This is a genomic window from Winogradskya consettensis (assembly GCF_018332715.1).
GTDB lineage: Bacteria > Actinomycetota > Actinomycetes > Mycobacteriales > Micromonosporaceae > Actinoplanes > Actinoplanes consettensis.
In genome coordinates this window covers 160,164-186,433 of sequence record NZ_BOQP01000003.1, presented here as the reverse complement: position 1 = coordinate 186,433, position 26,270 = coordinate 160,164, and the positions used below count along the sequence as shown (strand labels likewise).

Here is a 26,270-nt window from a genome sequence, read left to right as displayed (position 1 = left end):
ATAAGTCCCAGCACAACTGCGTCTTGGACTTATGACCGATTGCCCAGCAGCGTGGAGGGCATGCGGATCACCGAGACAATTCAGATTCCAGTGCCGGGATCAACCCCGATGCCGGCGTACGTCGCCCGCCCGGCCGACCCGGGTCCCGCGCCCGCCGTGCTCGTCGGCATGGAGCTGTTCGGCGTCAGCGCTCACGTGCGGGATGTCTGCGAGCAGCTCGCCGACCTCGGCTACTACGCCGTCGCCCCGGACCTCTATCACCGCGAGCCGTCCACCGGGGAGCTGCCCGCCGATGCCGAGGGGCGGGCCCGGGGCTTCGACATGCTCGGCCGGCTGACCCGCGAGCAGGCCCTCGCCGATGTGGGTGCGACGCTGAAGCAGCTCCGGGGCGCCGGGCACCACGTTGCCGGGATGGTCGGGCTCAGCGTCGGCGGGCATCTCGCGTACCTGTCGGCAACGGCTTTTGATCTGCCCGCCGTTGCTGTTTTCTATGGCGGCTGGCTGCCCACTACGGACATTCCGCTCAGTCGGCCACAGCCCACCCTGGACCGCACTTCCGCAATCACCGCAAGGGTGCTGATGCTGCTCGGCGCGGACGACCCGCTGATCCCCGCGGAGCAGCGAAAACAGATCGCGGAAGCGCTGACCGCCGCGGGGGTCGACCATGAGCTCGTGGCGTATTCCGGTGCAGGTCACGGGTTCTTCTGCCGACAGCGGGACAGCTACGAGCCAGTGGCGGCGGCCGATGCGTGGGGGCGGGTCTGCAGGATGCTGCATGAATCGCGCGTTAACACAACCCTGCGCGCAGTATGAATTCCGTGACCTGCGGGTAACAATGGAGGCATCGACCGGGGCGTTCGGGTTAGCTCCGGTCGTCGGCTCCTTCTGTCCGGGCCCCGCCGGAGGTGCACATGCTCAACAAGGAAGACAACCGCCGCCTCGCGCAGCTGGAACGCCAGCTGCGCCGCGATGACCCCGACTTCTGCGCCAGAATGGCGGGCGGGCACCTCTCCCGGCGCCGCGTGCCGGTCTCGCTGATCCTCGCCGCGACGGTGGTCTGGGCCGCGGCCCTGATCCTCGCGGTCGTCGGCTGGTGGGCCGCCGCGATCGTCTCCGGCGTCTGGGCACTGGTCATCATGGTCGCGATCGGTTACCGCCTGCGCGGCCCGAAGCTCGTCCTCCCGGACACCCTGCCCCCCAACTGGTAACTCGTCGCGGCCGCCCCGAACGGCGGCCCAGCCCGAACGGCGGCCCAGCCCGAACGGCGGCCCAGCCCGAACGGCGGCCCAGCCCCGACCTGGTGATTCAGGCGTAGGCCACGGTTGCCTCGGGCACCTCGCGGGCCCGGGCGACCTCGACCGATTCCGCCTCGACCGCCTTGCGCGCCGGGGCGGTTAGTGAACCGAACGGCGTGACGGTCAGGTCGACCCGTTTGCGCCCGGCCATCTTGGCGCGCCACACCCCGGCGATCTCCCCGTCGACCAGCAGCACGCCCGGATTTCCCAGGGCGCGCCAGACCTCCTTCTGCTGCTCCCGCACGGGCACCAGCAGGTCACGATCGCGGGCCTGGAGCAACGCGTCCATCGGCGGCACGAAACGGACGCCCTTGACCGGGGCCGGCACCGTGGCGAACGAGCCGGCGGCGGCCCACGCTTTGCGACCCTCCACGCGCACCTCGTCGAGCCCATCGGCCGGCCACACCTTCTTGATCTCGGTGGTCGTCGAGCCGAGATATCTCGCGACCTCGGCCGGGCCTGCCGGGCCGAGCAGGGTCAGGTAGGTCGTGATCAGAGCGTCGATGCCCGCGTTGGCCGTCGGCTGCGGCGGGGCCTTCGGGATCGGGCCGAGCATCGCGTCCTTGCCACGGGACTCCACCCGCACTCCCCCGGCCAGGCCCGAGTGCTGCCAGACGTTGCCCGCGATGTGCCGGGCGGCGCAGCTGCGGCAGTCGTAGGTCAGCTCGCGCGGCACCCGCTTGCTGACCTCGGTGCTGGCCTCGCCGCGCGGCATCGAGGAGGTCACCACTTCCCGGCAGGCCGCGGCGGTGACCTCGAACGCCTTGATGCCCAGCTTGACGCCCTGCGCGATCTGGGCGCTGTTGATCCGTGCCGAGGCGTCCGCGTCGCTGACCGGCCAGAGCGCCTTGACCAACGCGGGCAGGTCGCGGCGGCGATGCAGGTGCGGGGCGCCCCGGGCTGCCCAGACGGTGATCAGCCGATCGTCCTCCAGGTCTGCGGTGGTGCGCGCGGCGAGCGCGACCTGGGTCGAGCCGGGCGTGTATTCCTGCACGCCGAGGTCGAGCACCCGCAGGTCGGCGGGGCGCTGCGAACCTCGATGCGCCAGCCCCAGCGCGGCCACGCGGTAGGCCATGACCTGCGTACGCGTGACGTCCATGGCACCCTCCGGAAGTTGTCACCCGCGCCGACCGTACCTCCGGGCTGCGACATTTCTCAGCCGCTCCATGCGGGTGCTCCCACTCGCGGCGACAAGTTCCCACGTGTCGAGGCTGCTCGGGCCGTACGGGCCTTCCTGCAGGATGGGCGGCTCGCCGGTGAGGCTGTACCCGCAGCGCCGGGCGACGGCGGTGCTCGCGGTGTTACCCGGGTCGATGCGCAGGACCAGGCGGCTGAGCTTCAGCGTGCTCCGGGCGTACACCGAAAGTAGTGAGAGTGAGGTCGCAGCGAGGCCGCGCCGGCGATGGGCCGCGCCCACGAGATAGCCGAGTTCAGCCTCGCGCAGGCCGGCGTCGACGCCGAAGAGCAGGACCTCGCCGAGCGGCTTGCCGCCGTCCACGGTGATGGCGAGCTGGATGCGGCGGCCGCTGGTGCGTCCCTGTTTGGCGCGTTTCAGGTACGCGATCCCGGCCTCGATGTCGAACGGCGACGGCATCGGGGTCCAGCGCGCGATGGCGGGTTCGTCGAGCAGATCCACCAGCTCGTCCAGGTCGTCGTCCCGCCACTCGCGCAGCATGACGCCGTCCCCGCTCAGGGCGATCGGGTAGGGCAACCGGGTCGTCATGCGCCGATCCTGCCCGTAGTCACCCGGTTTCGGCCAGTGAAAGAAACTGGTCAGGCGCGGGCGACCATGGGCGCTGTATCGCGCAATGACCAGTCACTGCTTATGTCCGCGGCCGCGTGCAGCAGCGGCGGGAGATACACGCCTGTCAACTTGTCGACAGAAGTTTCGGCTGCGTGGACCGTCACGTTGAGGGCCGCGACGACTTTTCCGTCGCCGCCGCGCACACCGGTCGCGATCGAGCGGATGCCGAGCGCGAGGTCCTGATCGGCGAGCGCCCAGCCCTTGGCCCGCACCTCGCGCAGGGCGCTGTCGAGCTCCGCGCGGCCGGGGATCACCCGGGCCGCGATGCCCGAGCGGGTCGGCTGGGCGAGCACGGCGTCCAGCTCGGCGGGGGTGAGCGCGGCGAGCAGGACCTTGCCCATCGAGGTCGCGGCGGCCGGGAAGCGGGTGCCGATGGTGACCGAGAGCGTCACGATCTTCGGCACCGCGACCCGGGCCACGTAGACGATGTCGGAGCCGTCGAGCTGGGCCATCGACGTGGACTCGCCGGTCTGCGCGACCAGGCGCTCCATGTGCGGGCGGGCGACCTCCCACATGTCGAGGCTGTGGACATATGCCATGCCGAGCTCGAGCACGCGCGGGGTGAGCGCGAACCCGCGGTCCTCGGCGCGCACGTAACCGAGCTCGGTCAGGGTCAGCAGGATCCGGCGGACCGTGGGCCGGGCCAGCCCGGTGTCGGCGGCGATCTCGCTCAGCGTCGACACCCGGCGACCCGGCCGGAAGCTGCGCAGCACGTCGAGCCCCCGGGCAAGGGCCTCGATGAAGTCAGGTCCGGCAGCACGTGTCACGGCTCAATGCTTCCACTGGGCCGAGCCGGCGTCATAGTCGGTGTACGTGTACGGGTTGTCGGTCACCTTGGTCTCCGGCACATCGGGGTTCATGCCCTTGAGCCAGGCCTCCTCGCCCATCGTCGAGCGCAGGTGCTCGATGGTCGACTCGACGGCGGTCCGCGCCGCGGCCAGGTCCACGCCGACCAGTTTGTGGTCGCGCTTGACGATCCGCCCGTTGACGAGGACCGCTTCCACGTCGCCGCGCTGCGCCTGGAACGCCACATGACCGTACGGGTTGAGCAGCGGGAACATCACCGGCGAGCTCTCGTTGCGCAGCAGCACGATGTCGGCCTTCTTGCCCGGCTCGAGGCTGCCGAGGCGGTCGTCGAGCCCGAGCGCCCTGCTGCCGCCCCGGGTCGCCCAGTCGACGACGTGCTCGGCCCGCAGGTGCACGTGGGTGACGGTCTCGGTCTTCGAGTGCGCCTCGAGGTGCTCGCGGGACCGGTCGGCGCCGAGGGTGGTGCGCATGGCGGAGAACAGGTCGCCGCTCCACCAGACGCTGGTGTCCATCGACAGCGACACCGGGATGCCGTGATCGCGCAGCGCCCAGGTGGACGGGTAGCCCTGGCCGGCGCTCTGCTCACTCTCGGTCGAGACGGAGACCGAGCCACCGGTCGCGGCGATCCGCTGGTACGAGTCCGGCTTCAGCGTCGCCGCGTGTACGTACACGGTCTGCGGGGTCATGAAGCCGTTCTCGTACATCAGCCGGATGCCGTCGTCGTTGGTCGCGCCCCACACCCCGGCGTGGGTGGTGACCGGCACGCCCAGCTCCCGCGCGACCTCGAACGCCGCCCGCTCGGGGAACGCCGGATCGCCCGTGACGTCGAACGCCATCTGGAACCCGAGCATGTCGTCGCCCGGGGTGATCCGCCGGTTGACGAAGTCCCGGAAGGCCGGGTCGGCGGACCATTCCCAGGGACCCTGCTGAATATTTCCGTACGCGAGAACGAACCGCCCCGGCACCGCCTGCAACGCGTCGACGGCGGCATCCGCGTGCTGTGGCGTCTGCAGTCCGTGCGACCAGTCCACCGTGGTGGTGACGCCGGCGTCGATGGCTTCGATCGCGGCGAGCAGGTTGCCGGCGTACACGTCCTCGGGCCGGAACAGCTTGCCGGATTCGAGGTAGTACCAGACGAAGTACTGGGTCAGGGTCCAGTCGGCGCCGTAGCCGCGCATCGCGGTCTGCCACATGTGCCGGTGCGTGTCGATCATGCCGGGCATCAGGATGCCGCCGGACGCGTCGATCACGGTGGCGCCGTCGGGCGCGGTCAGCCCGGTCCCGATCTCGGCGATCCTGTCACCGATCACGAGCACATCGGAGCCGGTGAGAACGGTATGCCGGTCATCCATGGTCAGAACGGTGGCGTTGGTGAACAGCACTATCTCGCTCATGGCGGCTCCTCTTCGAGGCGGCGGACAGCCGTCCGTACAGCGGTCAGTGTTTTTCCAATGCGTCGTGAATGTCAAGAGAATGTTTCCGTTGACAGCACATCTCCAGTCGGTCGAGACTGGGTCGGCACGGACGGATGTCCGCATGGCGGACAGAGACCCCGGAAGGCGGCTCATGGGCGCACTGGACGGACTGCTCGTCGCGGACTTCTCGCGGATCCTGGCGGGCCCCTACGCGACGATGCTGCTCGCCGATCTCGGCGCCACGGTCGTCAAGGTCGAGAGCCCCGGCGGCGACGACACCCGCACCTGGATGCCGCCGACCCGCGACGACGTGTCGACCTACTACCTCGGCATCAACCGCAACAAGCGCTCCATCGCGCTCGACCTCAAGGACCCGGCCGACGTCGAGGTCGCCCAGCGCCTCGCGCACCGCGCCGACGTGATGATCGAGAACTTCCGGCCCGGCGGGCTCGCCCGTTTCGGCCTCGACTACGACTCGGTGCACGCTGCCAACGAGAAGATCGTCTACGCGTCGATCAGCGGCTTCGGCACCGGAGCGGGCGCCGGCTATCCCGGGTACGACCTCATGGTGCAGGCGATCTCCGGACTGATGAGTCTCACCGGTGACCCCGACGGGTCGCCGTACCGCGCAGGCATCTCGGTCTTCGACGTCATGGCGGGGCTGCACGCGAACATCGGCATCCTGGCGGCCCTGCACCACCGCGGTGTCACCGGCACCGGGCAGCACGTCGAGGTCAACCTGCTCTCGTCCGCGCTGTCCGGGCTGGTCAACCACTCCAGCGGGTACGTCGCCGGTGGCACGATCCCGTTCCGGATGGGGAACGCGCATCCGAGCCTGTTCCCGTACGAGCCGCTGCCCACCTCCGACGGCGAGCTGATCGTGATCGCGGGCAACGACGGCCAGTTCCGCAAGCTGTGCCAGGTACTGGAGCTGCCCGAGCTGCCCGAGGACCCGCGCTTCGGCCGCAACCAGGAGCGCACCCGCAACCGCGACGAGCTGCGCCCGATCCTTGTCGAACGGCTCAGCAAGCGTACGAAGGACGAGTGGTTCCGCGAGCTGCTCGCCGCCGGTGTGCCGTGTGCACCCATCAACACGATCGACGGCGGGTTCGGGCTCGCCGAGGAGCTGGGGCTCGACCCGGTGGTGACGACCGGTGGCGTCCCAGGCGTCCGCAACCCGATCACGTTCTCGGACACCCCGGCCGGCTACACCCTGGCGCCGCCCGGACTGAACGAACACGGTGAGGAGATCCGCGCGTGGCTGATGACGGACTGAGATTCCCGACGTCGCTCGGCACGTCCGACGAGACGCAGATCCGGCTGCTGGGCCAGGATCTCGCCGCGGACCTGATGGGCAAGGTGGGCTTCGGCGAACTCGCGTACTGGCTGGTCGCGGGGCGCCGGCCGACTCCCGGCGAGACCCGGGTCTTCGAGGCGGTGCTGGTCGCGCTCGCCGATCACGGGTTCACACCGACGGCGATCGCGGCGCGGTTGACGTACCTGAGTGCTCCGGATTCTCTGCAGGGTGCCCTCGCTGCCGGCCTGCTCGGTGGGGGCAGCCGCTTCCTCGGTGTGACCGAGGACTGTGGACGGTTTCTGCACGAGGCGCTTGCAGGGGTCTCCGGCGAGATCGACTACGACGAACTCGCGCTGCGGGTTGTGAAGAGCGCCACCGGCCGCATCCCGGGGCTCGGGCATCCCGTGCACAAGAAGCTGGACCCGCGCACCCCGGTGCTGTTCCAGATCGCCGAGCAGGAGGGGCTGAAGGGCCCCCACCTGCGATTGTTCGAGGCGATCGGGCGCGTGCACCCGCAGGTGCTCGGCAAGACCCTGCCGCTCAACGGCGCCGGCGTGTGCGGCGCGGCCCTGGCCGACCTCGGGCTGCCGATCGACATCCTGCGTGGATTCGCCCTGCTGGCCCGGGCGGCCGGGCTGCTCGGGCACCTCGCCGAGGAGCGCCGCAACCCCATCGGCATGGATGTATATATGACGGTCGATCGCAACGCGGTCTACGACTCGTGAAAGGAGCGCCATGGCTTCCGTCGTCGCCGTGATCGCTTCCACCCATCACCCCTTCTACTACCGCGCCAGCACCGCGACCGGCGAGGACCGCCCGCCGTTCGCCGACGAGTGGGTCTCCAAGATCACCGCGTTCCGGGAGACGCTGACCCGGGCGCGGCCGGACGTGCTCGTCATGGTCGGCTCGGACCACTTCCACCAGCTGTGGCTCGACAACATGCCGCAGTTCCTCGTCGGCAAGGCGCCGTTCTACGACGCCAACTGGTACAACGAGGAGCGCGAGTTCGGCCTGCCGAAGATGCTGCTCAAGGGTCAGGAGGACCTGTCCGCGCACATCCTGCGGGCCGGTCTGGACGAGGGCTTCGACCTGGCGTTCAGCAACGAGCTGCGGATCGACCACAGCGTCACCTGCCCGATCATCACGCTGCGCCCCGAGGCGGACCTGCCGATCGTGCCGATCTACACCAACATTTTCGCCCCGCCGCTGCCCCAGCCGAAACGCTTCGTGCAGCTCGGCAAGGCGATCCGCGAGATCGTCGAGTCGTGGCCGAGCCACCTGCGCGTCGCGATCATCGGGACCGGCCACCTCTCGCTGGAGCTCGGCGGCCCCCGGCAGTTCGGCCCGCACGGCCCGGACCCCGAATTCGACCGCAAGGCCGTCGAATGGATCGCCACCGGTGACCTCGAGCGCTGCCTCGCCGAGGTCACCCTGGACAGCCTGCACTCGCCGGGCAACGCCACCCACGGCTTCATGGACTTCATGCTGATGATGGGCGTGGCGGGCGCCGGCGCGAAGGCCGACTATGTGGACAGCCTCGACCTGTTCCACACCATGGAGGCCTACTTCACCTGGTACCCGAGTGGAGCCCCGGCATGAGCAAATACCTCGTCGACAAATTCCTCTACACCGTCGACCGCGACCCCGACCTGGTCGAACGCTACCGGACCGCACCCCGCGAAACGGTCGAGTGGTGGGAGCAGTCCCGCGCCAACGAGGTCCTCAACTGCCATTCCGGCGAGGCCTCGACGTGGCTGCGCTTCACCGACTCCGAGCGTGCCGCATTGATCGACCACGACCACGTGGCGCTCTTCGAGCTCGGCGCGCACCCGTTCCTCACGCTGACGCTGTTCATCGCGATGTTCGAGCGGGATCACGGGCCGCTGGAATATCAGAAGGCCTACGGCGCCCGGCTCGCGCATTTCTCCATGCCGTACCCGGACATCGCCACCTAGGGATTACGCCTCGGAGGGCAGCATCCTGGGTGTGCGGTTTCGCTGAAGCTGCTGTCCCTGCGGTGTCACCGGCGTGTAGAGGTTGATCAGCGCCCCATCCGGGTCGCGGATCAGGGCTGACAGGTTGCCCCACGGCATCATCGCGGGAGGTTGAACCACGTCGAGGTCATTCCCGAACTCGGTGACGAGCCTGTGATACACGGCTTCGGTGTCGTCGACGAGGAACTCGACGATGGCACTGTTGTTGGCACCTCCACGGGGAGTGTTGGCGGTAATGAACGCCACGCGCTCGGGGCTGCTGACCGAAAAGGTTGCGGAGGGTGTCACGAGCTCGACGAAATCGTCGGTCAGGTATTCGGTGAAGTCATGCGACGACGGTAAATTGGATAGGGGTCAGTTTCCGCCCGGTATTGTGGGCAATGTAGTTGGCATGGCGCGACCGACCGCACGAGTGCTGGCCCTGCTCGAGTTGCTGCAGGCCGGCGGGACCCGTACGGTCGCTGAGCTCGCCGAGCGTCTTGGGGTGGACGACCGTACCGTTCGCCGTTATGTCGAGCATCTGCGCGAGCTGGACATTCCGATAGACGCGGTTCGGGGCCGGTACGGCGGCTACCGTCTCGCCCGGCATTACCGCATGCCGCCGCTGATGCTGACCGATGAAGAGGCCCTCGCCGTCGTCTGGGCACTGCTGTTCGACCGGCGCTCCCACGCCGGCCCGGCATCATCGCTCGCGGTGGACAACGCGATGGCCAAGGTGCGCAGGGTATTACCTGACACGCTCGCGCGGCGCATCGACGCGGTATTGGAGACGGTGGATTTCACCGGTGTACCGAGCGCCGGCGGCCGGGACGACGAGGGCGTAAACCCACGCGGCCAGCGGGATGCGCGGACGCTGCTCGATCTGTCCGAGGCGGCGCGAGACCGGCGGCTCGTGGTATTCGATTATCAGTCTCATCAGGGTCGCTCAGGGCAGCGTCAGGTGCAGCCGCATGGGGTGGTGGCGCATCGCGGTCTGCTCTACCTGACCGGCTTCGACGTCGACCGCCGCGCGCTGCGGACGTTTCGCCTGGACCGGATGGCCGGTCTGCAGGTGCGGTCGGTCACTTTCGCCGCGCCGGGTGACATGAACCCGGTCGCGCAGGTCGTCGGACCGCTGACTGCGGCACCGGGGCGGCACGAGGTGTCGGTGCTCATCAACGCAGATCCGGCTTACGTGCAGACGCGGATACCGGACACGCTGGCGTCGGTGACGCCGGCCTCCGATGCCACAGGAGGCGACGGCTGGCTGAGGGTGTTTCTGCGTGCCGAACGCCTCGAATGGGTCGCCGCCACACTGGCTGCCCTGGACCGGCCCTTTGTCATCGAGCAGCCCCCGGCACTGCACGACGTGGTTCACGAACTCGGACGCCGCCTCATCGAAGACTCCGCTCGTCGAACGATCACAGGTGAAGAGCCGCGGCACTTTCACCCCTGCTGGAGTACTAGCTTGAATGTCGTGCCGCATGACGACGACCACTGGACGAAGTACAACGGAACGCAGACCGGGCGGCCGGTGCGCCCGCTGCTCCGGGATGCCATGGCGATAGCGGGGCCAGGCGGTGGGCGTACCGCGATAGACCTGGGTTGCGGAGCCGGCATCGAGTCCAGAGCCCTGCTCGACGCCGGCTGGACCGTCCAAGCGATCGATGGCGTTCCCCTGATGGATTCTCATGACCGGCTGATCGTGGACGTCCGGCATTTCGCGGAGCTGGATTCGCTGCATGCGGCAGACCTCATCTACGCCGGCTATTCGCTGCCCTACCAGTCACCCGAATCGTTTCACCGGGTGTGGGCGCTGATGCTCGGGGCGCTCCGGCCCGGTGGGGTGCTCGCGGTGAATCTGTTCGGTGAGAACGATTCCTGGGCCGGCAACGAGAACGAGACGTTCCTCAGCGCCGACGCCGCACGGGCGTTGTTCGACGGCTTCGATGTGCGGTTCTGGGCCGAGGAGGACGAGGATGGGCCCGCGTTCGGCGGGTCCAAACACTGGCATGTCTTCGACGTGATCGCGGTGGCGCCGATTTCTCCGTAGCGGTGGTTGCGGGGCGGGGACAGAATGTCCCGGTGACCCAGTCGCTGCCGCACACAGCCGAGTCCCTGGCCGAGGATCTGCGTGAGCTCGGGGTGCGGGCCGGTGACGTCCTGCTGCTGCATTCCTCGGCGCGGAGTGTCGGTTATGTCGCCGGTGGGCCACAGTCGATTGTGCAGGCGATTCTCGACGTGCTCGGTCCGGGCGGGACACTGGTGGTGCCGACACACACGCCCGACAACAGCGACCCGGGCGGCTGGAGCAATCCGCCGGTGCCCGGGTCCTGGCAGCCGGTGATCCGCGATCATCATCCGGGCTTCGATCCTGCGCGTACGCCGAGCCGGTGGATGGGTGTGCTGCCCGAGACGGTGCGCACCTGGCCGGGATCGCTGCGCAGCACGCACCCGCACGTCTCCTTCGCCGCGCTGGGCCCGCACGCGGCCGAGATCACCAACGGTCACGATCTCGCGGACGGTTTCGGCGAGGCGTCCCCGCTCGGCGCGGTCTACCGGGCCGACGGCAAGGTGCTGTTGCTGGGCTGCGGCTTCGATCGCAACACCTCACTGCATCTCGCCGAGGCTCGCCAGGATCAACCCCCACAGATCAAATTCGGTGCATCCGTACGCGGTGACGACGGCAACGGTCACTGGATCACCTGGACCGGTACGGACACCGACACGTCCGACTTCACGACGCTCGGCGCGGCCTACGAAGCGACGGGGGAGCCGTCAACCGGTTCGATCGGCAGCGCCCCCGCCGTACTCATGTTCCAGCGTGGACTTGTCGATTTCGCCACCGACTGGATGCGTGCCAACAGGTAGTTCACGGACGGGCCAGTTCCATGGTGCCGATGCCCGCCACCGCGTCGACGTCGATCCGGTCGGAGCTCTTCTGCCAGCCCGGGCTGAGGAACGCCGCTTCCTTCGCGACGCCGTCGTCGGTCCTGCCCTCGAAGGTGACCTGACCCGCGCCGCGGCGGGTGCGCAGGCGGACGGGGACGTCGCGCTCAGCGCGTACCTCAAAGGTATTGACGCCGCCGGCCATGCGGATCGGCAGCGTGCCGTCGGGTTTGGGGAGGGTCAGATCGATGCGGGTGGCGCCGCCGACCAGATCGACCCCCTCGATGACCGCGCCGGCCAGGTCGAACGTGCCCTGTTTGACGCCGCCGGTCATCGTCACCTGCCATCGGACGTCCTGGTTGAGCAGCACCTCGACCTGTTCCTGGCCGCGCTGGCCGCTGCGGTCGAGGAAGAGCCGTACCGCGCCGTCGGTGTTCGTGGTCCGGGGCAGCGCCGGGCCGTTTTCCGGGGTGGTGACCTGGTAGAGAGTGTCGCCCAGGTCGGCGGTGCGTACCTCGAGCTCGTTGGTCTCGGTGACGAGCTCGAAGCTGGCCTTGTCGCGGCCGTCGAGGGGTCCCGAGATCCTGAACGGCTTGAGGGCTGTTGGCGGGGCCTTTGATGGGGCCGCTTCCGCAGTCGGCTCGGTTTGCTGGTTATCGGCTATCACCGCTACGGCCGTGCCGGCGGCGCCGAGAAGGACAATCGCGAGAGTTATCCCCAGGACGGCCCGCTTACCTGTGGACATCCGGGCGGATTCGGTCATCGGCTTCAGGGGGCGTGGGTTGTCCCGGCGGCGGGTAAGGGGATTGTCCGGGGTCAGGGCCGGCTCTTCTTCGACATAATGGTCCGCTGCCGGGCCCATCCGATGCGGGGCGTCGGGCCAATAGTCGGAGATCGAGGGGAGGGCCGGCGCGGGCGCCGGGCGTCGGTACATGGCGTCGGGGTCGTGGTCCACTGCGGACTCCCTGGCTGGCGGGCCACCGTTGACCGGTGCGCGCTCGCCCCGGACCCCGGCGGATGGGTCGTCAACCCTGAGTACGGAGCCGGAAGCGTTCCGGATCGATTGCCTCTTGCCAACGCCGGGATTTGCCTCGAATATATCTATCGCCCGCGATACTTAAATAAGCGCGGTTTGTTACCTAAACGGAGGGGCGAGGGTGTCCTCGGAGGATCGCGATAATTGGGTTCCCCCCACTCAGCACTTCCCGCCGATGCCCCCACCGAACGACATGGCGACAATGATGCTGCCGCGAGTGCCCCGGCGGCAGCCGCAGAACCGGGCACGCGTGGCACTCATCGGCGCCGGCCTTCTGATCCTCTTCGCCGCGGGCGGCATCGCGCTCGCCCCGGACAACGACCCATCCCAGGCCCAGTTCGTCACCATGGCGCCGATCCCACTCGACCCCTCACCCACCACCACCGAGGCGACGGATCCCGCACCCACCTATCAGCCGCCCCGGCGAGGAACGCAACCCGCGCCACCTGCGACGGAAAAGGTGAGCAGCAAAACCCCGACCTCCCCCGCCGCTGCTGCCCCCACCACCTCAGCGCCCGCAACCGTCGGCCCGAAGCTCGTGGCCGGCACAACGATCGGCCTCGCCCCCGCCGACGCCCCCGGCTCACGGCTCAGGCACTGGGACTTCCAGGCCCGGATCAGCACGCTGACCACGGCAAGCCCGGCCCAGGACCGCGCGGACTCGCGTTACATCGTCCGCCGGGGCGCCGCCGACCCCCGGTGCTTCTCCTTCGAGTCCGACAACTACCGCGGCCGCTTCCTGCGGCACCGCGACTACAAGCTCTACCTCGACCAGGTCGACGGCACCGCACTTTTTGCCGCGGACGCGACATTCTGCCCCGTCAATCGGCAAAACGACACATTCACGCTGCGTTCCCAGAACTACCCGGACCGCTCGATCGCCCGCCGCGGTGACCTGCTCTATCTCACAAGAGCCGCCACCACCTTTACCGTCCAACCAGCACTGTGAGTAATGGCCACTGGCGATCATGCCGCGCACCTCGCCTGTGCGTTGCGATACCCTGACGCATTGTGAAGCTCAAGCTGAACAGGCGCCAGATCATCATCGGCGCGGCCGTCCTCGTCGTCCTGGCCTTCGCCCTGTTCGCCGGCAGGGCCGGCAAAACCGACCCCCAGGGCGGCGTCCTCGACGACCCCGCCCGCACGGCCTGCACGAACTTCGCCGACGGCTACCCCGACGCGAAAACCAAGACAGCGCGCCTGGCCCTCGCCGACAAGGTCATGGAATCCACCGGCCAAACCGACAACGACCTCATCGCCGACCGCGCCGCGGAACTGGGCCGAGCGGCCAACGACGCCAACGCCGAGTGGAAGACCCGCGCTGACGCCCTCCGGGACGCTTGCACGGAAGCCGGCTGGAAAGCCGCCTGAACAAATCCGTACCGTTTTCGGTACGGATCTGCCGTCACGCTCATAGGCGAAAGAGGCGTGAATGACGTACCGCCAGGAATCCGACCCGTCCTCTCGCTTCGGCTGAGTTCCGCCTCGGTCAGAGCAGGTTGCCGTTGCAGGCCAGGCGGGCCTGGTCGTTCCATTGGGTGGCGTCGAGGGTGGCGGTGGTGGTGTGTTCCTGGTTGTCGTCGGTGCGGACGGCCAGGTGGACCGTGAGTTTTCTCAGGGGGAGGCCGGCTGCGCAGACGATGCGGATGTCGGCGTCGGCCTGGAGGGTTTGGCCGTGGTTGAGGCGGCGTGGTTTTTCGGTGCCTCGGATGGTGAGGCCGGGGCGGTCGACGCGGAGGTTGTGGATGTCGACGGGGAGGGGGCCGGCGTTGACGAGGGTGACGCGGCGGGTGAGGGCGGCGTCGGTGACCCGGTTGTTGACGACGATGGCGCCGACGCCGGCTTCGTAGGTTTGGGGGCCCGTGTCGGCGAGGACGAGGATGGAGATCTCGCTGTTGCGGGTTCGTTCGTGTTGCCAGTCGTCCCAGTTATGGGTGGCGGCCGCGCCAAGCAGGGCGCCGAGGGTGAGGACGGTGGCCGCGGCGAGCAGGGTGCGGGGGCGGTGGGTCGCGGGGGGCGGGCGGAGCTCGGCGGGGCGGTCCAGATCAATGTCACCCATGGCACTTAGAACGTACGGCACCGGGGCGTGGTGATGGGTGGCGAGTCAGCGCTGGGTGGCGGCTCTTGCCGTGCTGCCTCGTACGACCAGTTTCGGGGTTTCGCTCTGGACGCTCTGGCGTGCTGACGGGTCGGCTATGGCTTTCAGCAGGACCTCCGCGACCTGCGCGCCGAGGGCGTACGTGTCGCGGGACAGGCAGGTGAGTTGCGGGTGGACGATCCTGGTCAGCACGGAGTCGTCGAACGAGACGATGGAGAGCTCGTGCGGGACTCGAACGCCCAGCTCCAGAGCGACGCCCAGGCCTGCCGCGGCCATCAGGTCGCTGTCGTAGATGATCGCGCTGGGAGGGTCGCGGCGCGACAGCAGGGTGCGGGTGGCTGCCGCGCCCTGGGCGTCGCTGAAGTCGGTCGGGACCGAGACGCCGACGTCGAGGCCGCGGGAGATCGCGTGGTCGCGCAGGGCCGCCATGCGCTGGGCGGTGTGCCGATAGACGGGCGGGCCGGCGACGTGGGCGATGTGGCGGTGGCCGAGGGCGGCGAGATAGTCGACGATCGTGATCATGGCTTCGCTGTCGTCGGCCCAGACGCTCGGGAGAGCGCCGTCGAGGCGGGGGCCGAGGGTGACGGCGGGGATGTTCAGCTCGTCGATCACGGTCAGGCGTGGGTCGTCGACCTGGAGGTCGACCAGGACCAGACCGTCGACGCGGTGCTCGGAGGACCAGTCGCGGTAGAGGGCGATCTCGGCGGTGGTGTCGCGGACGAGCTGCATCTGCACGGCGAACGAGCGCGCGGACAGCGTCTCCTGCATGCCGTAGAGGACCTGCGTGTAGAACTGCTCCGAGCCCAGCGTGTGGGGGTCGCGCGCGAGCACGAGGCCGACCGCGCCGGCCTGGGAACCACCGAGGGCGCGAGCGGCACGGTGGGGCCGCCAGTTCATCTCGCGGGCGACTTCGACGATGCGGGCGCGGGTCTGCTCGCTGACGCCGGGGCGGCCGTTGAGCGCGAACGACACCGCGCCGGGGGACACGCCGACCCGCTTGGCGATGTCCGCGATTGTCGGACGGTTTCCCACGGCACTTCCCAAGAGCTATAGCGGTTTAGAAGCCGACCTTAACGCCGTACACAACTCATGTCTATCCATTGACTATATCGCTTTAGTTGCTCACGATGGCCCAACACCGACGTTTGGACAGCGCCCGCTCCCGGGGCCGCCGCTGGACGCCGACTCAAGGCAACCAGGAGCTGTAACCATGCGAATCAGACACGCGTCCGTCGCCGTATTAGCGACGCTCACCCTAGGTCTCGCCGCCTGCGGCAGCAGTGACAGCAGCGAGGACAACGGGAAGATCGAGGGCAAGGTGACCCTGCAGACCTGGGCCCTGACCCCGAAGTTCACCGACTATCTGAACGAGGTCATCGCCGGGTTCAAGGCGAAGTACCCCGGCACCGACGTGCAGCTGCTCGACCAGCCCGGCGACGGATACTCCGACAAGGTGCTCTCCCAGGCCGCCTCCAACTCGCTGCCCGACGTCGTGAATCTCCCGCCCGACTTCGCCCTGCCGCTCGCCCAGCAGGACCTGCTCGTCGACGTCAGCAAGGGCGGCGCCGACCTCAGCGCCACCTACGTGCCGGGCTCGATCGACGCGTACAAGTTCAAGGGCACCGACGGTGTGTACGGCTACCCGTGGTACCTCAACACCGACCTCGACTACTGGAACAAGGACAAGTTCGCCAAGTGCGGGCTGGACGCGACCAAGCCGCCGGCCACCACGCAGGAGCTGTTCGCCCAGGCCAAGGTCATGCACGACGCCTGCCCCGACGAGTTCCTGATGAGCCGCAAGCCCACCATCGTGGACTTCACGCTGGCCGGCATCCCGATCCTGAGCGAGGACGGCAAGAAGTTCGTCTTCAACACCGATCAGGCCGCCGCGCTGGTCGACCAGTACCGGGACGCGTTCAAGGCCGGATACATGCCGCCGACCGTGCTGAACAGCGACTACCTCGGCAACTCGAAGCTGTTCACCGAGGCCAAGGTTGCCTGGTCGACCGGCGGCGCGACCAGCCTCAACGACTTCCAGACGGACAACCCGTCACTCAAGGGCAAGATCACCGTCAGCAACGCGCTCGACACCCCGCCGCTGTTCGTGCAGGGCCTCAGCGTCTCCAAGAAGAGCAAGAACCTCGCCACGGCACGGGCGCTCGCCGAGTGGGTGACCAACGCCGACAACCAGAACAAGTTCGGCCACATCGTCAACGTCTTCCCGTCGACCACGGCGTCGGCCTCGGACGCGTACTTCTCGAAGGATGACGGCACCGAGATCGGCAAGGCGCGGGTGCTCGCGTTCGAGGAGCTCAAGACGGCGAAGAACCTGCAGCCGTACGAGGTCAACTCCGCCATGCAGACGTACCTCGACCAGCAGATCGCGCTGGCGGTCAAGGGTGACACCACGAGCAAGCAGGCGCTGGACGACGCCGTCACCAAGCTGAACCAGATGCTGGCGCGTCAGTAGAAACCGTGAAAGCACACCGCTGGTTCACCCCGTGGGTGCTGGTGCTGCCCGCCCTGCTCTGGCTGGGCGGGTTCAGCCTCTGGCCCTCGATCAACACGCTGCGGCTGTCGTTCACCGACGCCAAGCCGCTCGGTGGTGGCGCCGACTTCGTCGGGTTGCGCAACTACACCGACCTGTTCAACGACAGCCAGGTCTGGGACGCGTTGCTCAACAGCATCGTCTACATGGCGATCTGCCTGCCGCTGCTCACCGCGCTGCCGTTGCTCATCGCGATCCTGGTGGAGAAGCCACTGCGCGGGATCGCGTTCTTCCGGACCGCGTTCTACACGCCCGTCATCGCCTCGGCCGTCGTGGTCGGTCTCATCTGGACCTGGCTGCTCGACGATCGCGGCTTCATCAACAACGTGTCCCAGAAGCTGCACGTGATCCAGGAGCCGCTGCCGTTCCTGACCGACCGCTGGCTGGTCATCATCAGCGCGGTCAGCCTCACGGTCTGGAAGGGGCTCGGCTACTACATGATCGTCTACCTGGCCGCGCTCGGGAACGTGCGTCAGGACCTGCACGAGGCGGCGATGATGGACGGCGCCGGCCCGATCCGGCGGTTCTGGAGCGTCACCGTTCCGGCCGTACGCAGCACGATCTTCCTGGTGTCGATCCTGGTCTGCGTCGCCGCGCTGCGGGTCTTCTCCGAGCTCTACATCCTGACCGGCGGCAAGGGCGGTCCGGGCGGGCAGGACTCGTCGCTGGTCATGCTGATCCAGCAGTACGCCCGCGGCTTCTACGGCGACCTCGGCTACGCGTCCGCGCTCAGCGTCCTGCTGTTCGTGGTCACGCTGATCCCGATGGTCGTGCTGGCCCGGATCAACAGCAGGGCGGACCGATGAAAATCAAGATTCTGCGGTACGCCCTGCTGGTATTCGTCCTGCTCATCACCGTAGGACCGTTCCTGTGGGAGCTGTCCACGTCGTTGAAGAGCGGCTCGGAGGACATCTACACCTCGACCCCGAACCTGCTCCCCCAGCACCCGACGCTGGACAACTACAGCCGGGTGGCCGACGCGATCCCGGTGTTCCGTTACATCGGCAACTCGCTGATCGTGGCGGTGCTGGTGGTCGGCGGCAACATCGTGTTCTCGACGCTGGCCGGTTTCGCGATCGCGCGGCTGAGGTTCCGCGGGCGGGGCATCGTGCTCGGGCTGTTCCTGGCGACCCTGGTGCTGCCGGGCGAGGTCACGATCATTTCGCAGTTCGTCACCGTACGCGACCTGGGGCTGGCCGACAGCCTGATCGGCGTGGCGCTCCCGATGATGATCGCGGCTCTGAACGTGCTGCTGCTCTACAACGCGTTCCGGGCGCTGCCGGAGGACATCGACCAGGCCGCGATCGTGGACGGCGCGAACGTGTGGCAACGACTGACCCGGGTCTCGCTGCCGGCGGTCCGGGGGACCATCGCGGTCGTCGCGATCTTCTCGTTCATCGCCGCGTGGGACGACTTCCTCTGGCCGCTGATCGTGCTGACCTCGCCGGACAAGTTCACGCTGACCGTCGGGCTGCAGTACCTCTCCGGCACGTTCGCCAAGGATCAGCGGCTCGTCGCGGCGGGCACGATGATCGCCTTCCTGCCGATCGCGCTTTTCTTCGCGCTGCTGCAGCGTTACTTCTTCAAGGGTGTCGAAGAGGGCGGCGTAAAAGGCTGAGAATGCCCGCCTTAATCAGTAGAAAGCAGACTATGAGATTCGGCGTCAACTACACCCCGTCCACCGGCTGGTTCCACAGCTGGCTCGACTTCGAGCCCGATGACGTGCGGAGGGACTTCGCCGCGATCGCGTCCCTGGGCGTGGACCACGTCCGCGTGCTCCCGCTGTGGCCGCTGATCCAGCCCAACCGGGGACTGATCCGGCCACGGGGGCTGCGTGACGTGGTGACGGTCGTCGACATCGCCGCCGAGTTCGGGCTCGACGTCAACGTCGACGCGTTGCAGGGCCACCTCTCCAGCTTCGACTTCGTCCCGTCGTGGCTGGAGAGCTGGCACCGCCGCAACATGTTCACCGACCCGGAGGTCGTGGACTCGACCGCCGACTACGTGAAAGCGCTGGCGGAGGCCGTCGCCGACCGGCCCAACCTGCTCGGCTTCACGCTGGGCAACGAGGTCAACCAGTTCGCGGCCGCCCCGCACCCGACACCGCACCCGATCACGCCGGCCGAGGGCGACGCGTGGCTGAGCAGGTTGATCGGGGCGGCACGGGAAGGCCTGGGGAACAGCAACGCGCTGGTCACCCATGCCATGTACGACGCCGCCTGGTACGACGACACCCAGCCGTTCGGCCCGCGGCACGCCGTCGACCACGGCGACGCCACGATCGTGCACTCGTGGGTCTTCAACGGGACGGCCCAGGCGTACGGCGGCCTCGGCGCAGGCTCGGTCCGGCACGCCGAATACCTGACCCGGCTCGCCGCGGCCTGGCACACCGACCCCGCCCGCCCGGTGTGGTTGCAGGAGGTGGGCGCCCCCACCAATGTGATGGACGTGCAGGACACCCCCGACTTCCTCGAACGGACCCTGCGGCACGTCGCGAAGATCGAGGGCCTCTACGGCATCACGTGGTGGTGCTCGCACGACGTGTCCCGCAGCCTGCTCGACTTCCCCGCCCTGGAGTACGACCTCGGCCTGTTCACCGCCGACGGCACGATCAAGCCGACCGGTGAGCGCTTCAAGGCCATGATCGCGGAGCTGGCCAAAGCGGCCCCCGAGCCCGTTACCGAGACGCTCGTGCTGGACGACACCGTGCCGGGCTACCGCGTGACGACGTCCCCCAGCGGTGATTTCAGCCGCGCGTGGCTGGCCGCGACCCCCGCGGACGGCCCCGGACCCAAGATCTCGCTCGCCTCCCGAGCAGTCAACTAGAAAGGCCCCCCGTGCACGACGACATCCCGTTGACCGTAGGACGTGCGACCCGCGTCCTGGCCGAACGCATCCTGCCCGCCGTGCACCCCGAACGGGTGCCTCTCGAGGTCACCGTGCACGCCCTGCCCGGCGAGCCGATCCCCGCGGCCGAGGGCCTCGCGCTGGACTACGAGCCGTACGAGGTCGGTACCCCGTGGGGCCCGGCCTGGAGCACGACCTGGTTCCACCTGCGCGCGGCGATCCCGCCGCAGTGGGCCGGGCGTCGTGTGGAGGCCCTGATCGACCTGGGCTTCGACGTCAACATGCCGGGCTTCCAGTGCGAGGCGCTGGTCTACCGCCCGGACGGCACCCCGGTGAAGTCGATCAACCCGCGCAACCAGTGGGTCCCGGTCACCGGCGAGATCGTCGACCTCTATCTGGAGGCGGCGGCCAACCCGGTGCTGCTCGACTACCACCCGTTCCTGCCCACGCAGGAGGGCGACATCGAGACCTCGTCGCCACGCCCGCTCTACACGACCCGGCGGATGGATCTCGCGCCGATCAACGACGACGTGTACGAGCTGGCCCTCGACATCGACGTCCTGATCGAGCTCCAGGCGCAGCTCCCCGAGTCGGGCCCGCGCCGGATGCGCGTCCTGCAGGCCCTGGACAACGCGCTCGACATGCTCGACCTGCAGGACATCCCCGGCACGGCCGCCGCCTGCCGCGCCGAACTGCGTGGCGTGCTCGACTCCCCCGCCGAGGCCAGCGCGCATCAGATCGCCGCGGTCGGCCACGCGCACATCGACTCGGCGTGGCTCTGGCCGCTGCGGGAGACGATCCGCAAGGTCGCGCGGACGGCGTCGAGCATGACCGAGCTGATCGACGACGACCCCGACTTCCGGTTCGGCATGTCGAGCGCCCAGCAGTACGCGTGGCTCAAGGAACACCGCCCCGAGGTCTACCAGCGCGTCGTGAAGGCCGTGCAGGAAGGCCGCTTCATCCCGCTCGGCGGCATGTGGGTCGAGAGTGACACGGTGATGCCCACGGGCGAGTCGCTGGTCCGGCAGTTCTCCTACGGGCAGCGCTTCTTCCGCGAGGAGTTCGGCGTCGAGTGCCAGGGCGTGTGGCTGCCCGACAGCTTCGGCTACTCCCCCGCGCTGCCCCAGCTGATCCGCCGCGCCGGCTTCAAGTGGTTCTTCACGCAGAAGATCTCGTGGAACCAGGTCAACAAGTTCCCGCACCACACGTTCCTCTGGGAGGGCATCGACGGCTCCCGGGTCTTCACCCACTTCCCGCCGATGGACACCTACAACTCCCAGCTCTCCGGTGCCGAGCTGGCCCGGGCGACCAAGCAGTTCCGGGAGAACCGTACGGCGACCAGCTCCATCGCCCCGGTCGGCTGGGGCGACGGCGGTGGCGGCACCACGCGCGAGATGGCCGGCCGCGCCCGCCGCCTCGCGAACCTGGAAGGCAGCGCCCAGGTCAGCTGGAAACACCCGGACGACTTCTTCGCCGAGGCGGCCGCCGAGCTCCCGCATCCCCCGGTCTGGGTCGGCGAGCTCTACCTCGAACTGCACCGCGCGACCCTGACCAGCCAGCACAAGACCAAACAGGGCAACCGCCGCAGCGAGCACCTGCTGATCGAGGCCGAGCTCTGGGCAGCCACGGCCGCGGTCCGGGCAGGCTTCGAATACCCGTACGCCGACCTCGACAAGCTGTGGCAGGACGTCCTGCTGCACCAGTTCCACGACATCCTGCCGGGCACCTCGATCGCCTGGGTGCACCGCGAGGCCGTGGCGACGTACGAGCGGATCTGCAGGCAGGCTTCGGAGATCACCCAGGCCGCCGTCGAGGCACTCGCCGGCGATGGCAGTGAGACGGTCGTCTTCAACCCGGCTCCCTTCGCGCGCGACGGAATCCCCGCGCTGAGTGCCGGCACACCTGTCGTCGCGGACGGCGAGGTCACGGTGGTGCCGAGCGCCGGCGGGCACGTGCTGGACAACGGCGTCGTCTCCGTGACGATCTCCGGCGAGGGCCTGATCACGTCGGCGATCGACCTGGCCACCGGGCGCGACGCGATCGCCCCGGGTCAGGCCGGCAACCTGCTGCAGCTCCACCAGGACTTCCCGAACATGTGGGACGCCTGGGACGTGGACCGCTTCTACCGAAACCGGGTCACCGATCTGCGAGCAGTGGAGAACCTGACGATCGAGCAGGGCGCTTTCGGCGTACGCGTAAAGGTCGACCGCTCTTTCTCGAAGTCCCGCATCACCCAGGTCCTGTCGCTGGCACCCGGCAGCCGGACCCTGCACGTGAGCCAGGACGTCGACTGGAACGAGACCGAGAAGTTCCTCAAGGTGGCGTTCCCGTTCGACATCCGCGCCGAGCACGTCGCCGCGGAGACCCAGTTCGGCTATCAGAAACGCGTGACGCACACGAACACGAGCTGGGAGGCCGCCAAGTTCGAGGCCTCCATGCACCGCTTCGTCCAGATCGAGGACTCCGGCTTCGGGGCGGCACTGATCACCGACTCGACGTACGGCTACGACCTGACCCGGGACTCCACGCCGGAGCACGGCATCACCACCACCGTGCGCCTCTCCCTGCTCAGGGCTCCCCGCTTCCCCGACCCGCAGACCGATCAGGGCCCGCAGACCGCCGCGTTCGGCCTGGTCATCGGCGCGGACCTCGCCACGGCGACGGCGGAAGGCATCTCCCTCAACCTCCCCGCCCGTTGTACCTCAAGCGGGGCTCAAGGGGTGGAGCCGCTGGTGTCGCTTTCCGGGGAGGGACTGCTCGTCTCCAGCGTCAAACTGGCGGACGACCGCAGCGGCGACCTCATCGTGCGGGTCTACGAGTCGCTCGGAAACCGGGCAAACGGGACGCTGACCGTCAACTTCCCGGTCACTGCCACGACCGAGGTCAACCTGCTGGAACGCGCGGAGTCCGCTGTCCCCGTCCAGGGCGCGGCTATTCCGCTGTCCCTGACCCCTTTCGAGGTACGGACACTGCGGCTGGCGCGCTGACACAACCGTTCTGCACCCGCAGCATCAGCACTGAGTAACCAGAGAGCAACCCAAAGCATTGCGCCAGAGTTGAAGGTGGATTGAGATTGGCTTGAGGAACCGGGCCGAAGTAGGCGGCATGACTGTCGCACACCTCATCGCCGTTCCCCCCGTCGTCATCGCCGGCCCCGGCCGCCTCGAGCACTCGCCGGAGACGGCGGAGGTCGAGTTCACCGTCGTGATCCCGTTCCACAACCCCGGCGCCGCGCTGCGCCGGGCTGTGGAGCGGATCACCGACGCCCTCTACGCCCAGGGCATCACGTTCGAGGTCCTCGCCGTCTCCGGCGGATCCACCGATGGCTCCGACCGCACGCTCGACGGCCTCGCCCGCACCCGGGTCGTGGTCCGCGACGACATCCGCGACCGCGGCGCCGCGCTGCAGGCCGGATTCGCGTCCTCCACGGGCACCTGGATCGGCTTCGTCGACGTCGACTCGGACGTCGAGGTCGACCCGTACGAGCTCGTCGAGTGCCTCCACCGCGCCCGCGAGGAAGCGTCTGTCCTCGCATGACCATGACGCTTTCAGCGCCTGCCGCGTTGCGCGACATCCGGGAGATCCTGGATACGCAGGCCATACAGCCCACGTTCCAGCCGGTGGTCTCGCTGAAGGACGGCGTCGTCAAGGCCTACGAGGCGCTTGCCCGCTTCGACGGGACCCGCTTCGAGAACCCGGTTGACGCCTTCGCCGCGGCGTCCAGCGTCGGCCTCGGGGTCGAGCTGGAACTGCTCGCCGTCGAGCGGGCGTTCCAATACCTGGGCGAGCTGCCCGCCGGGGCCTTCCTCAGCGCGAACCTGTCGGTGGAAGCGCTCCTCACGCCGCGGGTACACGCCATGCTGCTGCGGCACGCCGACGCCGGGATCGCGGTCGAGCTCACCGAACACGCCCAGGTGCACGACTATCCGGCGCTGATCGCGGTGACCGAACGGCTGCGTGCGGCCGGCATCCTGATCGCGGTGGACGACACCGGTGCCGGGTTCGCGAGCCTCAGCCACATCCTGCAACTCCGGCCGGACATCATCAAGCTCGACATCACCCTGACCCGGGGCATCGACACCGACCCGGTACGCGCCGCCCTGGCCCGCTCGCTCGTCGGTTTCGCCCAGGACATCGGCGCGGTGCTGATCGCCGAGGGGATCGAGACCCGCCCCGAACACGACCGGCTGCAAAGCCTGCACGTCCAGCTCGGTCAGGGCTACTTCCTGGCCCGTCCCGGCCCGCTCCCGGACCGCGCCCTGATCACGACCGGCGCTAATCCTTACGAACCCGCACGGGACGACCGATAAGAGCGGCGTCAATCAGCCGTCGTCCCCTGCAGTCCCACCCGGAGGTTTCGTGTCCAGGCCACGCGCGCTCGTCGTCGAGGACTCGCCGGAGTTCATGCTGCTCTGCCGGCATCTGCTCGAAAAAGAGGGCTTCGACGTCCTCGCCGTCACCGACGGCCGCGCAGCCGTCGAACAGGCCCAGTCCCAGAAACCCGACATCGCCATCCTCGACCTCGGCCTCCCCGACGTCGACGGCATCGAGGTGTGCCGCCAGATCCGGCAGTTCACCGACGCCTACATCATCATGGTCACCGGCCGCAGCGACGAACTCGACAAGGTCGTCGGCCTCTCCGTGGGCGCCGACGACTACGTGACCAAGCCGTTCTCCCCGCGCGAACTGGCCGCCCGCATCCAAGCCATGCGCCGCCGCCCCCGCACCTCGACCACCAGCACCCAGAGCGCGGCCATCCGCGAATACGGCGAGCTGCGCATCGATCCGGAAGTCCGCGAAGTCACCCTCGCCGGCGAAGTCCTCGAACTCACCAAAATCGAATTCGGCATCCTCGACCTCCTCTCCTCAGCCCCCCGCCGCACCTTCACCCGCGGCCAGCTCCTGGAAGACGTCTGGGGAGACAACTGGTACGGCGACGACCACATCATCGACGTCCACGTCGGCAACCTGCGCAAGAAGCTCGGCGAGTCAGCCTCCTCCCCCCGCCACATCCGCACCTTGCGCGGCGTCGGCTACCGCTTCGAGCCCTGAGCTTCGAGCCCTGAGCTTCGAGCCCTGACAGGCCGCGGGCCGTAGAGCGCGGGCCGTAGAGCGGGCCGCCGGGGTCGAATGTTGCGCTGGACGGCAGGATGCGACAACTTCGTGCGGTGTTGTTCGTCAAGTCCGGGCAATCGTGTCTGGAAGCAAAGACGTATGTTTCCTGGCCAGACGTGATTGGCCCGCGCTTGACAGCTGTCGCCGCAGAAGGTTGCGGCATTGTGGGTTTCGGCGCAACTTCGTGCCCGGTCCCCGCAGCTCCGACTATCGGCTCCGTAGCGCTCGTTGTAGAGCGTCCGGCGAAGGCCTTGCGACCAGCATGCGGCGGTAGCGCCCTCCTGCCCGTCGTTCCAGAACCAAATCGACTGCCCGTCGTTCCGAAACCAATCGACCCGTCCGCACCTCGCCGGCGGGTCGATCAGTGTTGGGGACGCTTGATGAGATCGGCCAGGCCGGGCGGGACTCCCAGCGCCATCAACTCATTCTCTTTGTCGCTCAGCGCCCGCATCTTCATCTCCGCACCGTAGGACCTGGTCAGGCGAAGCGGTGGCGGCCCGGGCGGTGGCGGCCGGGGCCGTGGCCGAGGAGGCCGCGTTTGCGGGCCCAGAAGGTGGCGCCGGTGAGGGCGGCCAGGGCGCCGGCGTAGTAGGCCAGGTCCTGGATGCCGCGGCCGGCGGCGGGGGGCGGGACCGAGCCGACGAGGCGGCGTACGTCTCCGGCCGGGGTTTCGCCGATTGCCAGGACGCTGGTGCCCGCGGAGAGGCGGCCGGTGCTGGTTTCGTCGACCTTGAGAACCGTGGTGTCTGTTGTGTCCGCTGAGGCTGCTGGGGTCGGGGCGGTGGTGCCCAGGACGAGGACCCGTAGGGCGCCGGACTGGTCGGCGGCGATCATGCGGTCGTCGCTGGAGCCGACGCGGAGCTGGATTGTCGAGCCGCCGCGGAAGCCCACTGCGTACACAGCCAAGCCGTTGTTGGTATTGGACTCTGCTTGCCATTGGACGGTGAGGGCGTCGGCCGTGCCGCCGTAACCAGGGCCGTCCGCGAGCGCGGCGCCGGGTGCGAGCACCGTGCCGAGCGTGGCAGCGGCCAGCAGAAGCTGGCCTGACCTGCGGTAACGGGGACTGATCACTCCTCCATGGTGCCACGCCGCCAAGCTGGTTGAGGGCTGTGGACAACCTGTCTGCAACCTATATCGGAGCTTGAA

Annotated in this window: 27 protein-coding genes; 18 read left to right on the top strand and 9 right to left on the bottom strand. The window is 68.4% G+C overall.

Going from position 1 to position 26,270, the window contains the following annotated elements; translation table 11 throughout:
• Positions 1–60 precede the first annotated feature (60 nt).
• Both Aco04nite_RS02730 and Aco04nite_RS02725 read left to right on the top strand, forming a co-directional pair.
• The gene (locus tag Aco04nite_RS02730; protein ID WP_212995593.1) at positions 61–813 is read left to right on the top strand and encodes a dienelactone hydrolase family protein; all 753 of its coding nucleotides are present in this window, start codon (positions 61–63) and stop codon (positions 811–813) included.
• A 98-nt stretch (positions 814–911) separates the two neighbouring features.
• Positions 912–1,208 (top strand): DUF3040 domain-containing protein, encoded by a 297-nt coding sequence (locus Aco04nite_RS02725; protein WP_203836537.1) that lies wholly within the window; start codon positions 912–914, stop codon positions 1,206–1,208.
• A gap of 97 nt (positions 1,209–1,305) precedes the next feature.
• Here Aco04nite_RS02725 and Aco04nite_RS02720 read toward each other — a convergent pair whose 3' ends face one another.
• Genes Aco04nite_RS02720 through Aco04nite_RS02705 form a run of 4 tightly spaced genes read right to left on the bottom strand, consistent with a single transcriptional unit; the run spans position 1,306 to position 5,300 of the window.
• Positions 1,306–2,394 carry a winged helix DNA-binding domain-containing protein gene (locus Aco04nite_RS02720; protein WP_244875702.1) on the bottom strand — a complete coding sequence of 363 codons (1,089 nt, stop codon included), beginning with the start codon at positions 2,392–2,394 and terminating at the stop codon, positions 1,306–1,308.
• An 18-nt stretch (positions 2,395–2,412) separates the two neighbouring features.
• Positions 2,413–3,018 (bottom strand): GNAT family N-acetyltransferase, encoded by a 606-nt coding sequence (locus tag Aco04nite_RS02715; protein ID WP_212995592.1) that lies wholly within the window; start codon positions 3,016–3,018, stop codon positions 2,413–2,415.
• Positions 3,019–3,068: 50 nt separating this feature from the next.
• On the bottom strand, positions 3,069–3,866 hold the full coding sequence (locus Aco04nite_RS02710) for an IclR family transcriptional regulator domain-containing protein (RefSeq protein ID WP_212995591.1): 798 nt from the start codon (positions 3,864–3,866) through the stop codon (positions 3,069–3,071).
• A 3-nt stretch (positions 3,867–3,869) separates the two neighbouring features.
• Positions 3,870–5,300, bottom strand: coding sequence for an amidohydrolase family protein (locus Aco04nite_RS02705; protein WP_212995590.1), 1,431 nt, complete (start codon positions 5,298–5,300; stop codon positions 3,870–3,872).
• Positions 5,301–5,442: 142 nt separating this feature from the next.
• Between Aco04nite_RS02705 and Aco04nite_RS02700 the strand changes: the two genes are divergently transcribed.
• Genes Aco04nite_RS02700 through Aco04nite_RS02685 form a run of 4 tightly spaced genes read left to right on the top strand, consistent with a single transcriptional unit; the run spans position 5,443 to position 8,573 of the window.
• A complete protein-coding gene (locus Aco04nite_RS02700; RefSeq protein WP_244875701.1) occupies positions 5,443–6,597 on the top strand; it encodes a CaiB/BaiF CoA transferase family protein in 1,155 nt (384 codons plus the stop codon).
• Positions 6,579–7,343, top strand: a complete 765-nt coding sequence (locus Aco04nite_RS02695; protein ID WP_212995589.1) for a citryl-CoA lyase — start codon at positions 6,579–6,581, stop codon at positions 7,341–7,343. Before Aco04nite_RS02700 ends, Aco04nite_RS02695 begins: the two co-directional genes overlap by 19 nt.
• 10 nt (positions 7,344–7,353) lie before the next feature.
• Positions 7,354–8,217 (top strand): DODA-type extradiol aromatic ring-opening family dioxygenase, encoded by an 864-nt coding sequence (locus Aco04nite_RS02690; protein ID WP_203836542.1) that lies wholly within the window; start codon positions 7,354–7,356, stop codon positions 8,215–8,217.
• Complete coding sequence (locus Aco04nite_RS02685) at positions 8,214–8,573, top strand: hypothetical protein (RefSeq protein WP_212995588.1); 360 nt, start codon at positions 8,214–8,216, stop codon at positions 8,571–8,573. The genes Aco04nite_RS02690 and Aco04nite_RS02685 overlap by 4 nt, the downstream gene beginning before the upstream one ends.
• Before the next feature lie 3 nt (positions 8,574–8,576).
• Here Aco04nite_RS02685 and Aco04nite_RS02680 read toward each other — a convergent pair whose 3' ends face one another.
• Positions 8,577–8,900 carry a VOC family protein gene (locus Aco04nite_RS02680; RefSeq protein WP_212995766.1) on the bottom strand — a complete coding sequence of 108 codons (324 nt, stop codon included), beginning with the start codon at positions 8,898–8,900 and terminating at the stop codon, positions 8,577–8,579.
• 103 nt (positions 8,901–9,003) lie between these two features.
• On the opposite strand from Aco04nite_RS02680, the gene Aco04nite_RS48600 reads away from it, so the two are divergent.
• Both Aco04nite_RS48600 and Aco04nite_RS02665 read left to right on the top strand, forming a co-directional pair.
• Positions 9,004–10,644, top strand: a complete 1,641-nt coding sequence (locus tag Aco04nite_RS48600; protein ID WP_244875700.1) for a WYL domain-containing protein — start codon at positions 9,004–9,006, stop codon at positions 10,642–10,644.
• Positions 10,645–10,676: 32 nt separating this feature from the next.
• Positions 10,677–11,462: an AAC(3) family N-acetyltransferase gene (locus Aco04nite_RS02665; RefSeq protein ID WP_212995587.1), complete on the top strand. Its 786-nt coding sequence runs from the start codon at positions 10,677–10,679 to the stop codon at positions 11,460–11,462.
• A 1-nt stretch (position 11,463) separates the two neighbouring features.
• On the opposite strand, the gene Aco04nite_RS02660 is transcribed toward Aco04nite_RS02665, so the two are convergent.
• Positions 11,464–12,435, bottom strand: a complete 972-nt coding sequence (locus Aco04nite_RS02660; RefSeq protein WP_212995586.1) for a hypothetical protein — start codon at positions 12,433–12,435, stop codon at positions 11,464–11,466.
• A gap of 298 nt (positions 12,436–12,733) precedes the next feature.
• On the opposite strand from Aco04nite_RS02660, the gene Aco04nite_RS02655 reads away from it, so the two are divergent.
• Both Aco04nite_RS02655 and Aco04nite_RS02650 read left to right on the top strand, forming a co-directional pair.
• A complete protein-coding gene (locus Aco04nite_RS02655; RefSeq protein ID WP_244875699.1) occupies positions 12,734–13,465 on the top strand; it encodes an AbfB domain-containing protein in 732 nt (243 codons plus the stop codon).
• Between the two features lie 62 nt (positions 13,466–13,527).
• On the top strand, positions 13,528–13,887 hold the full coding sequence (locus Aco04nite_RS02650; RefSeq protein ID WP_212995585.1) for a hypothetical protein: 360 nt from the start codon (positions 13,528–13,530) through the stop codon (positions 13,885–13,887).
• Positions 13,888–14,005: 118 nt separating this feature from the next.
• Here the strand turns inward: Aco04nite_RS02650 and Aco04nite_RS02645 are convergent, their stop codons facing one another.
• Entirely contained in the window at positions 14,006–14,575 is a 570-nt protein-coding gene (locus Aco04nite_RS02645; RefSeq protein ID WP_212995584.1) for a hypothetical protein, read from the bottom strand.
• A gap of 45 nt (positions 14,576–14,620) precedes the next feature.
• A complete protein-coding gene (locus tag Aco04nite_RS02640) occupies positions 14,621–15,646 on the bottom strand; it encodes a LacI family DNA-binding transcriptional regulator (protein WP_212995583.1) in 1,026 nt (341 codons plus the stop codon).
• 178 nt (positions 15,647–15,824) lie between these two features.
• On the opposite strand from Aco04nite_RS02640, the gene Aco04nite_RS02635 reads away from it, so the two are divergent.
• From Aco04nite_RS02635 to Aco04nite_RS02600, 8 genes are all read left to right on the top strand, one after another.
• The gene (locus Aco04nite_RS02635; RefSeq protein ID WP_212995582.1) at positions 15,825–17,084 is read left to right on the top strand and encodes an ABC transporter substrate-binding protein; all 1,260 of its coding nucleotides are present in this window, start codon (positions 15,825–15,827) and stop codon (positions 17,082–17,084) included.
• Positions 17,085–17,089: 5 nt separating this feature from the next.
• Positions 17,090–17,968, top strand: a complete 879-nt coding sequence (locus Aco04nite_RS02630) for a carbohydrate ABC transporter permease (protein ID WP_212995581.1) — start codon at positions 17,090–17,092, stop codon at positions 17,966–17,968.
• Positions 17,965–18,780: a carbohydrate ABC transporter permease gene (locus Aco04nite_RS02625; RefSeq protein ID WP_212995580.1), complete on the top strand. Its 816-nt coding sequence runs from the start codon at positions 17,965–17,967 to the stop codon at positions 18,778–18,780. Before Aco04nite_RS02630 ends, Aco04nite_RS02625 begins: the two co-directional genes overlap by 4 nt.
• 32 nt (positions 18,781–18,812) lie before the next feature.
• A complete protein-coding gene (locus Aco04nite_RS02620; protein ID WP_212995579.1) occupies positions 18,813–19,988 on the top strand; it encodes a glycoside hydrolase 5 family protein in 1,176 nt (391 codons plus the stop codon).
• Positions 19,989–19,999: 11 nt separating this feature from the next.
• On the top strand, positions 20,000–22,996 hold the full coding sequence (locus tag Aco04nite_RS02615) for an alpha-mannosidase (protein ID WP_212995578.1): 2,997 nt from the start codon (positions 20,000–20,002) through the stop codon (positions 22,994–22,996).
• A 118-nt stretch (positions 22,997–23,114) separates the two neighbouring features.
• Positions 23,115–23,546, top strand: coding sequence for a glycosyltransferase family 2 protein (locus Aco04nite_RS02610; RefSeq protein WP_212995577.1), 432 nt, complete (start codon positions 23,115–23,117; stop codon positions 23,544–23,546).
• Complete coding sequence (locus Aco04nite_RS02605) at positions 23,543–24,319, top strand: EAL domain-containing protein (protein ID WP_212995576.1); 777 nt, start codon at positions 23,543–23,545, stop codon at positions 24,317–24,319. The genes Aco04nite_RS02610 and Aco04nite_RS02605 overlap by 4 nt, the downstream gene beginning before the upstream one ends.
• A gap of 49 nt (positions 24,320–24,368) precedes the next feature.
• Positions 24,369–25,061, top strand: a complete 693-nt coding sequence (locus Aco04nite_RS02600) for a response regulator transcription factor (RefSeq protein WP_212995575.1) — start codon at positions 24,369–24,371, stop codon at positions 25,059–25,061.
• Positions 25,062–25,601: 540 nt separating this feature from the next.
• Here the strand turns inward: Aco04nite_RS02600 and Aco04nite_RS02595 are convergent.
• Positions 25,602–26,195: a hypothetical protein gene (locus Aco04nite_RS02595; RefSeq protein ID WP_212995574.1), complete on the bottom strand. Its 594-nt coding sequence runs from the start codon at positions 26,193–26,195 to the stop codon at positions 25,602–25,604.
• Positions 26,196–26,270: the final 75 nt, after the last annotated feature.

Coding starts and splice junctions, on each gene's coding strand:
- Aco04nite_RS02730 (WP_212995593.1), top strand. CDS start 61: ATGCGGATCACCGAGACAATTCAGATTCCAGTGCCGGGATCAACCCCG.
- Aco04nite_RS02725 (WP_203836537.1), top strand. CDS start 912: ATGCTCAACAAGGAAGACAACCGCCGCCTCGCGCAGCTGGAACGCCAG.
- Aco04nite_RS02605 (WP_212995576.1), top strand. CDS start 23,543: ATGACCATGACGCTTTCAGCGCCTGCCGCGTTGCGCGACATCCGGGAG.
- Aco04nite_RS48600 (WP_244875700.1), top strand. CDS start 9,004: ATGGCGCGACCGACCGCACGAGTGCTGGCCCTGCTCGAGTTGCTGCAG.
- Aco04nite_RS02620 (WP_212995579.1), top strand. CDS start 18,813: ATGAGATTCGGCGTCAACTACACCCCGTCCACCGGCTGGTTCCACAGC.
- Aco04nite_RS02720 (WP_244875702.1), bottom strand. CDS start 2,394: ATGGACGTCACGCGTACGCAGGTCATGGCCTACCGCGTGGCCGCGCTG.
- Aco04nite_RS02610 (WP_212995577.1), top strand. CDS start 23,115: ATGACTGTCGCACACCTCATCGCCGTTCCCCCCGTCGTCATCGCCGGC.
- Aco04nite_RS02625 (WP_212995580.1), top strand. CDS start 17,965: ATGAAAATCAAGATTCTGCGGTACGCCCTGCTGGTATTCGTCCTGCTC.
- Aco04nite_RS02690 (WP_203836542.1), top strand. CDS start 7,354: ATGGCTTCCGTCGTCGCCGTGATCGCTTCCACCCATCACCCCTTCTAC.
- Aco04nite_RS02705 (WP_212995590.1), bottom strand. CDS start 5,300: ATGAGCGAGATAGTGCTGTTCACCAACGCCACCGTTCTGACCATGGAT.
- Aco04nite_RS02685 (WP_212995588.1), top strand. CDS start 8,214: ATGAGCAAATACCTCGTCGACAAATTCCTCTACACCGTCGACCGCGAC.
- Aco04nite_RS02645 (WP_212995584.1), bottom strand. CDS start 14,575: ATGGGTGACATTGATCTGGACCGCCCCGCCGAGCTCCGCCCGCCCCCC.
- Aco04nite_RS02715 (WP_212995592.1), bottom strand. CDS start 3,018: ATGACGACCCGGTTGCCCTACCCGATCGCCCTGAGCGGGGACGGCGTC.
- Aco04nite_RS02635 (WP_212995582.1), top strand. CDS start 15,825: ATGCGAATCAGACACGCGTCCGTCGCCGTATTAGCGACGCTCACCCTA.
- Aco04nite_RS02700 (WP_244875701.1), top strand. CDS start 5,443: ATGGCGGACAGAGACCCCGGAAGGCGGCTCATGGGCGCACTGGACGGA.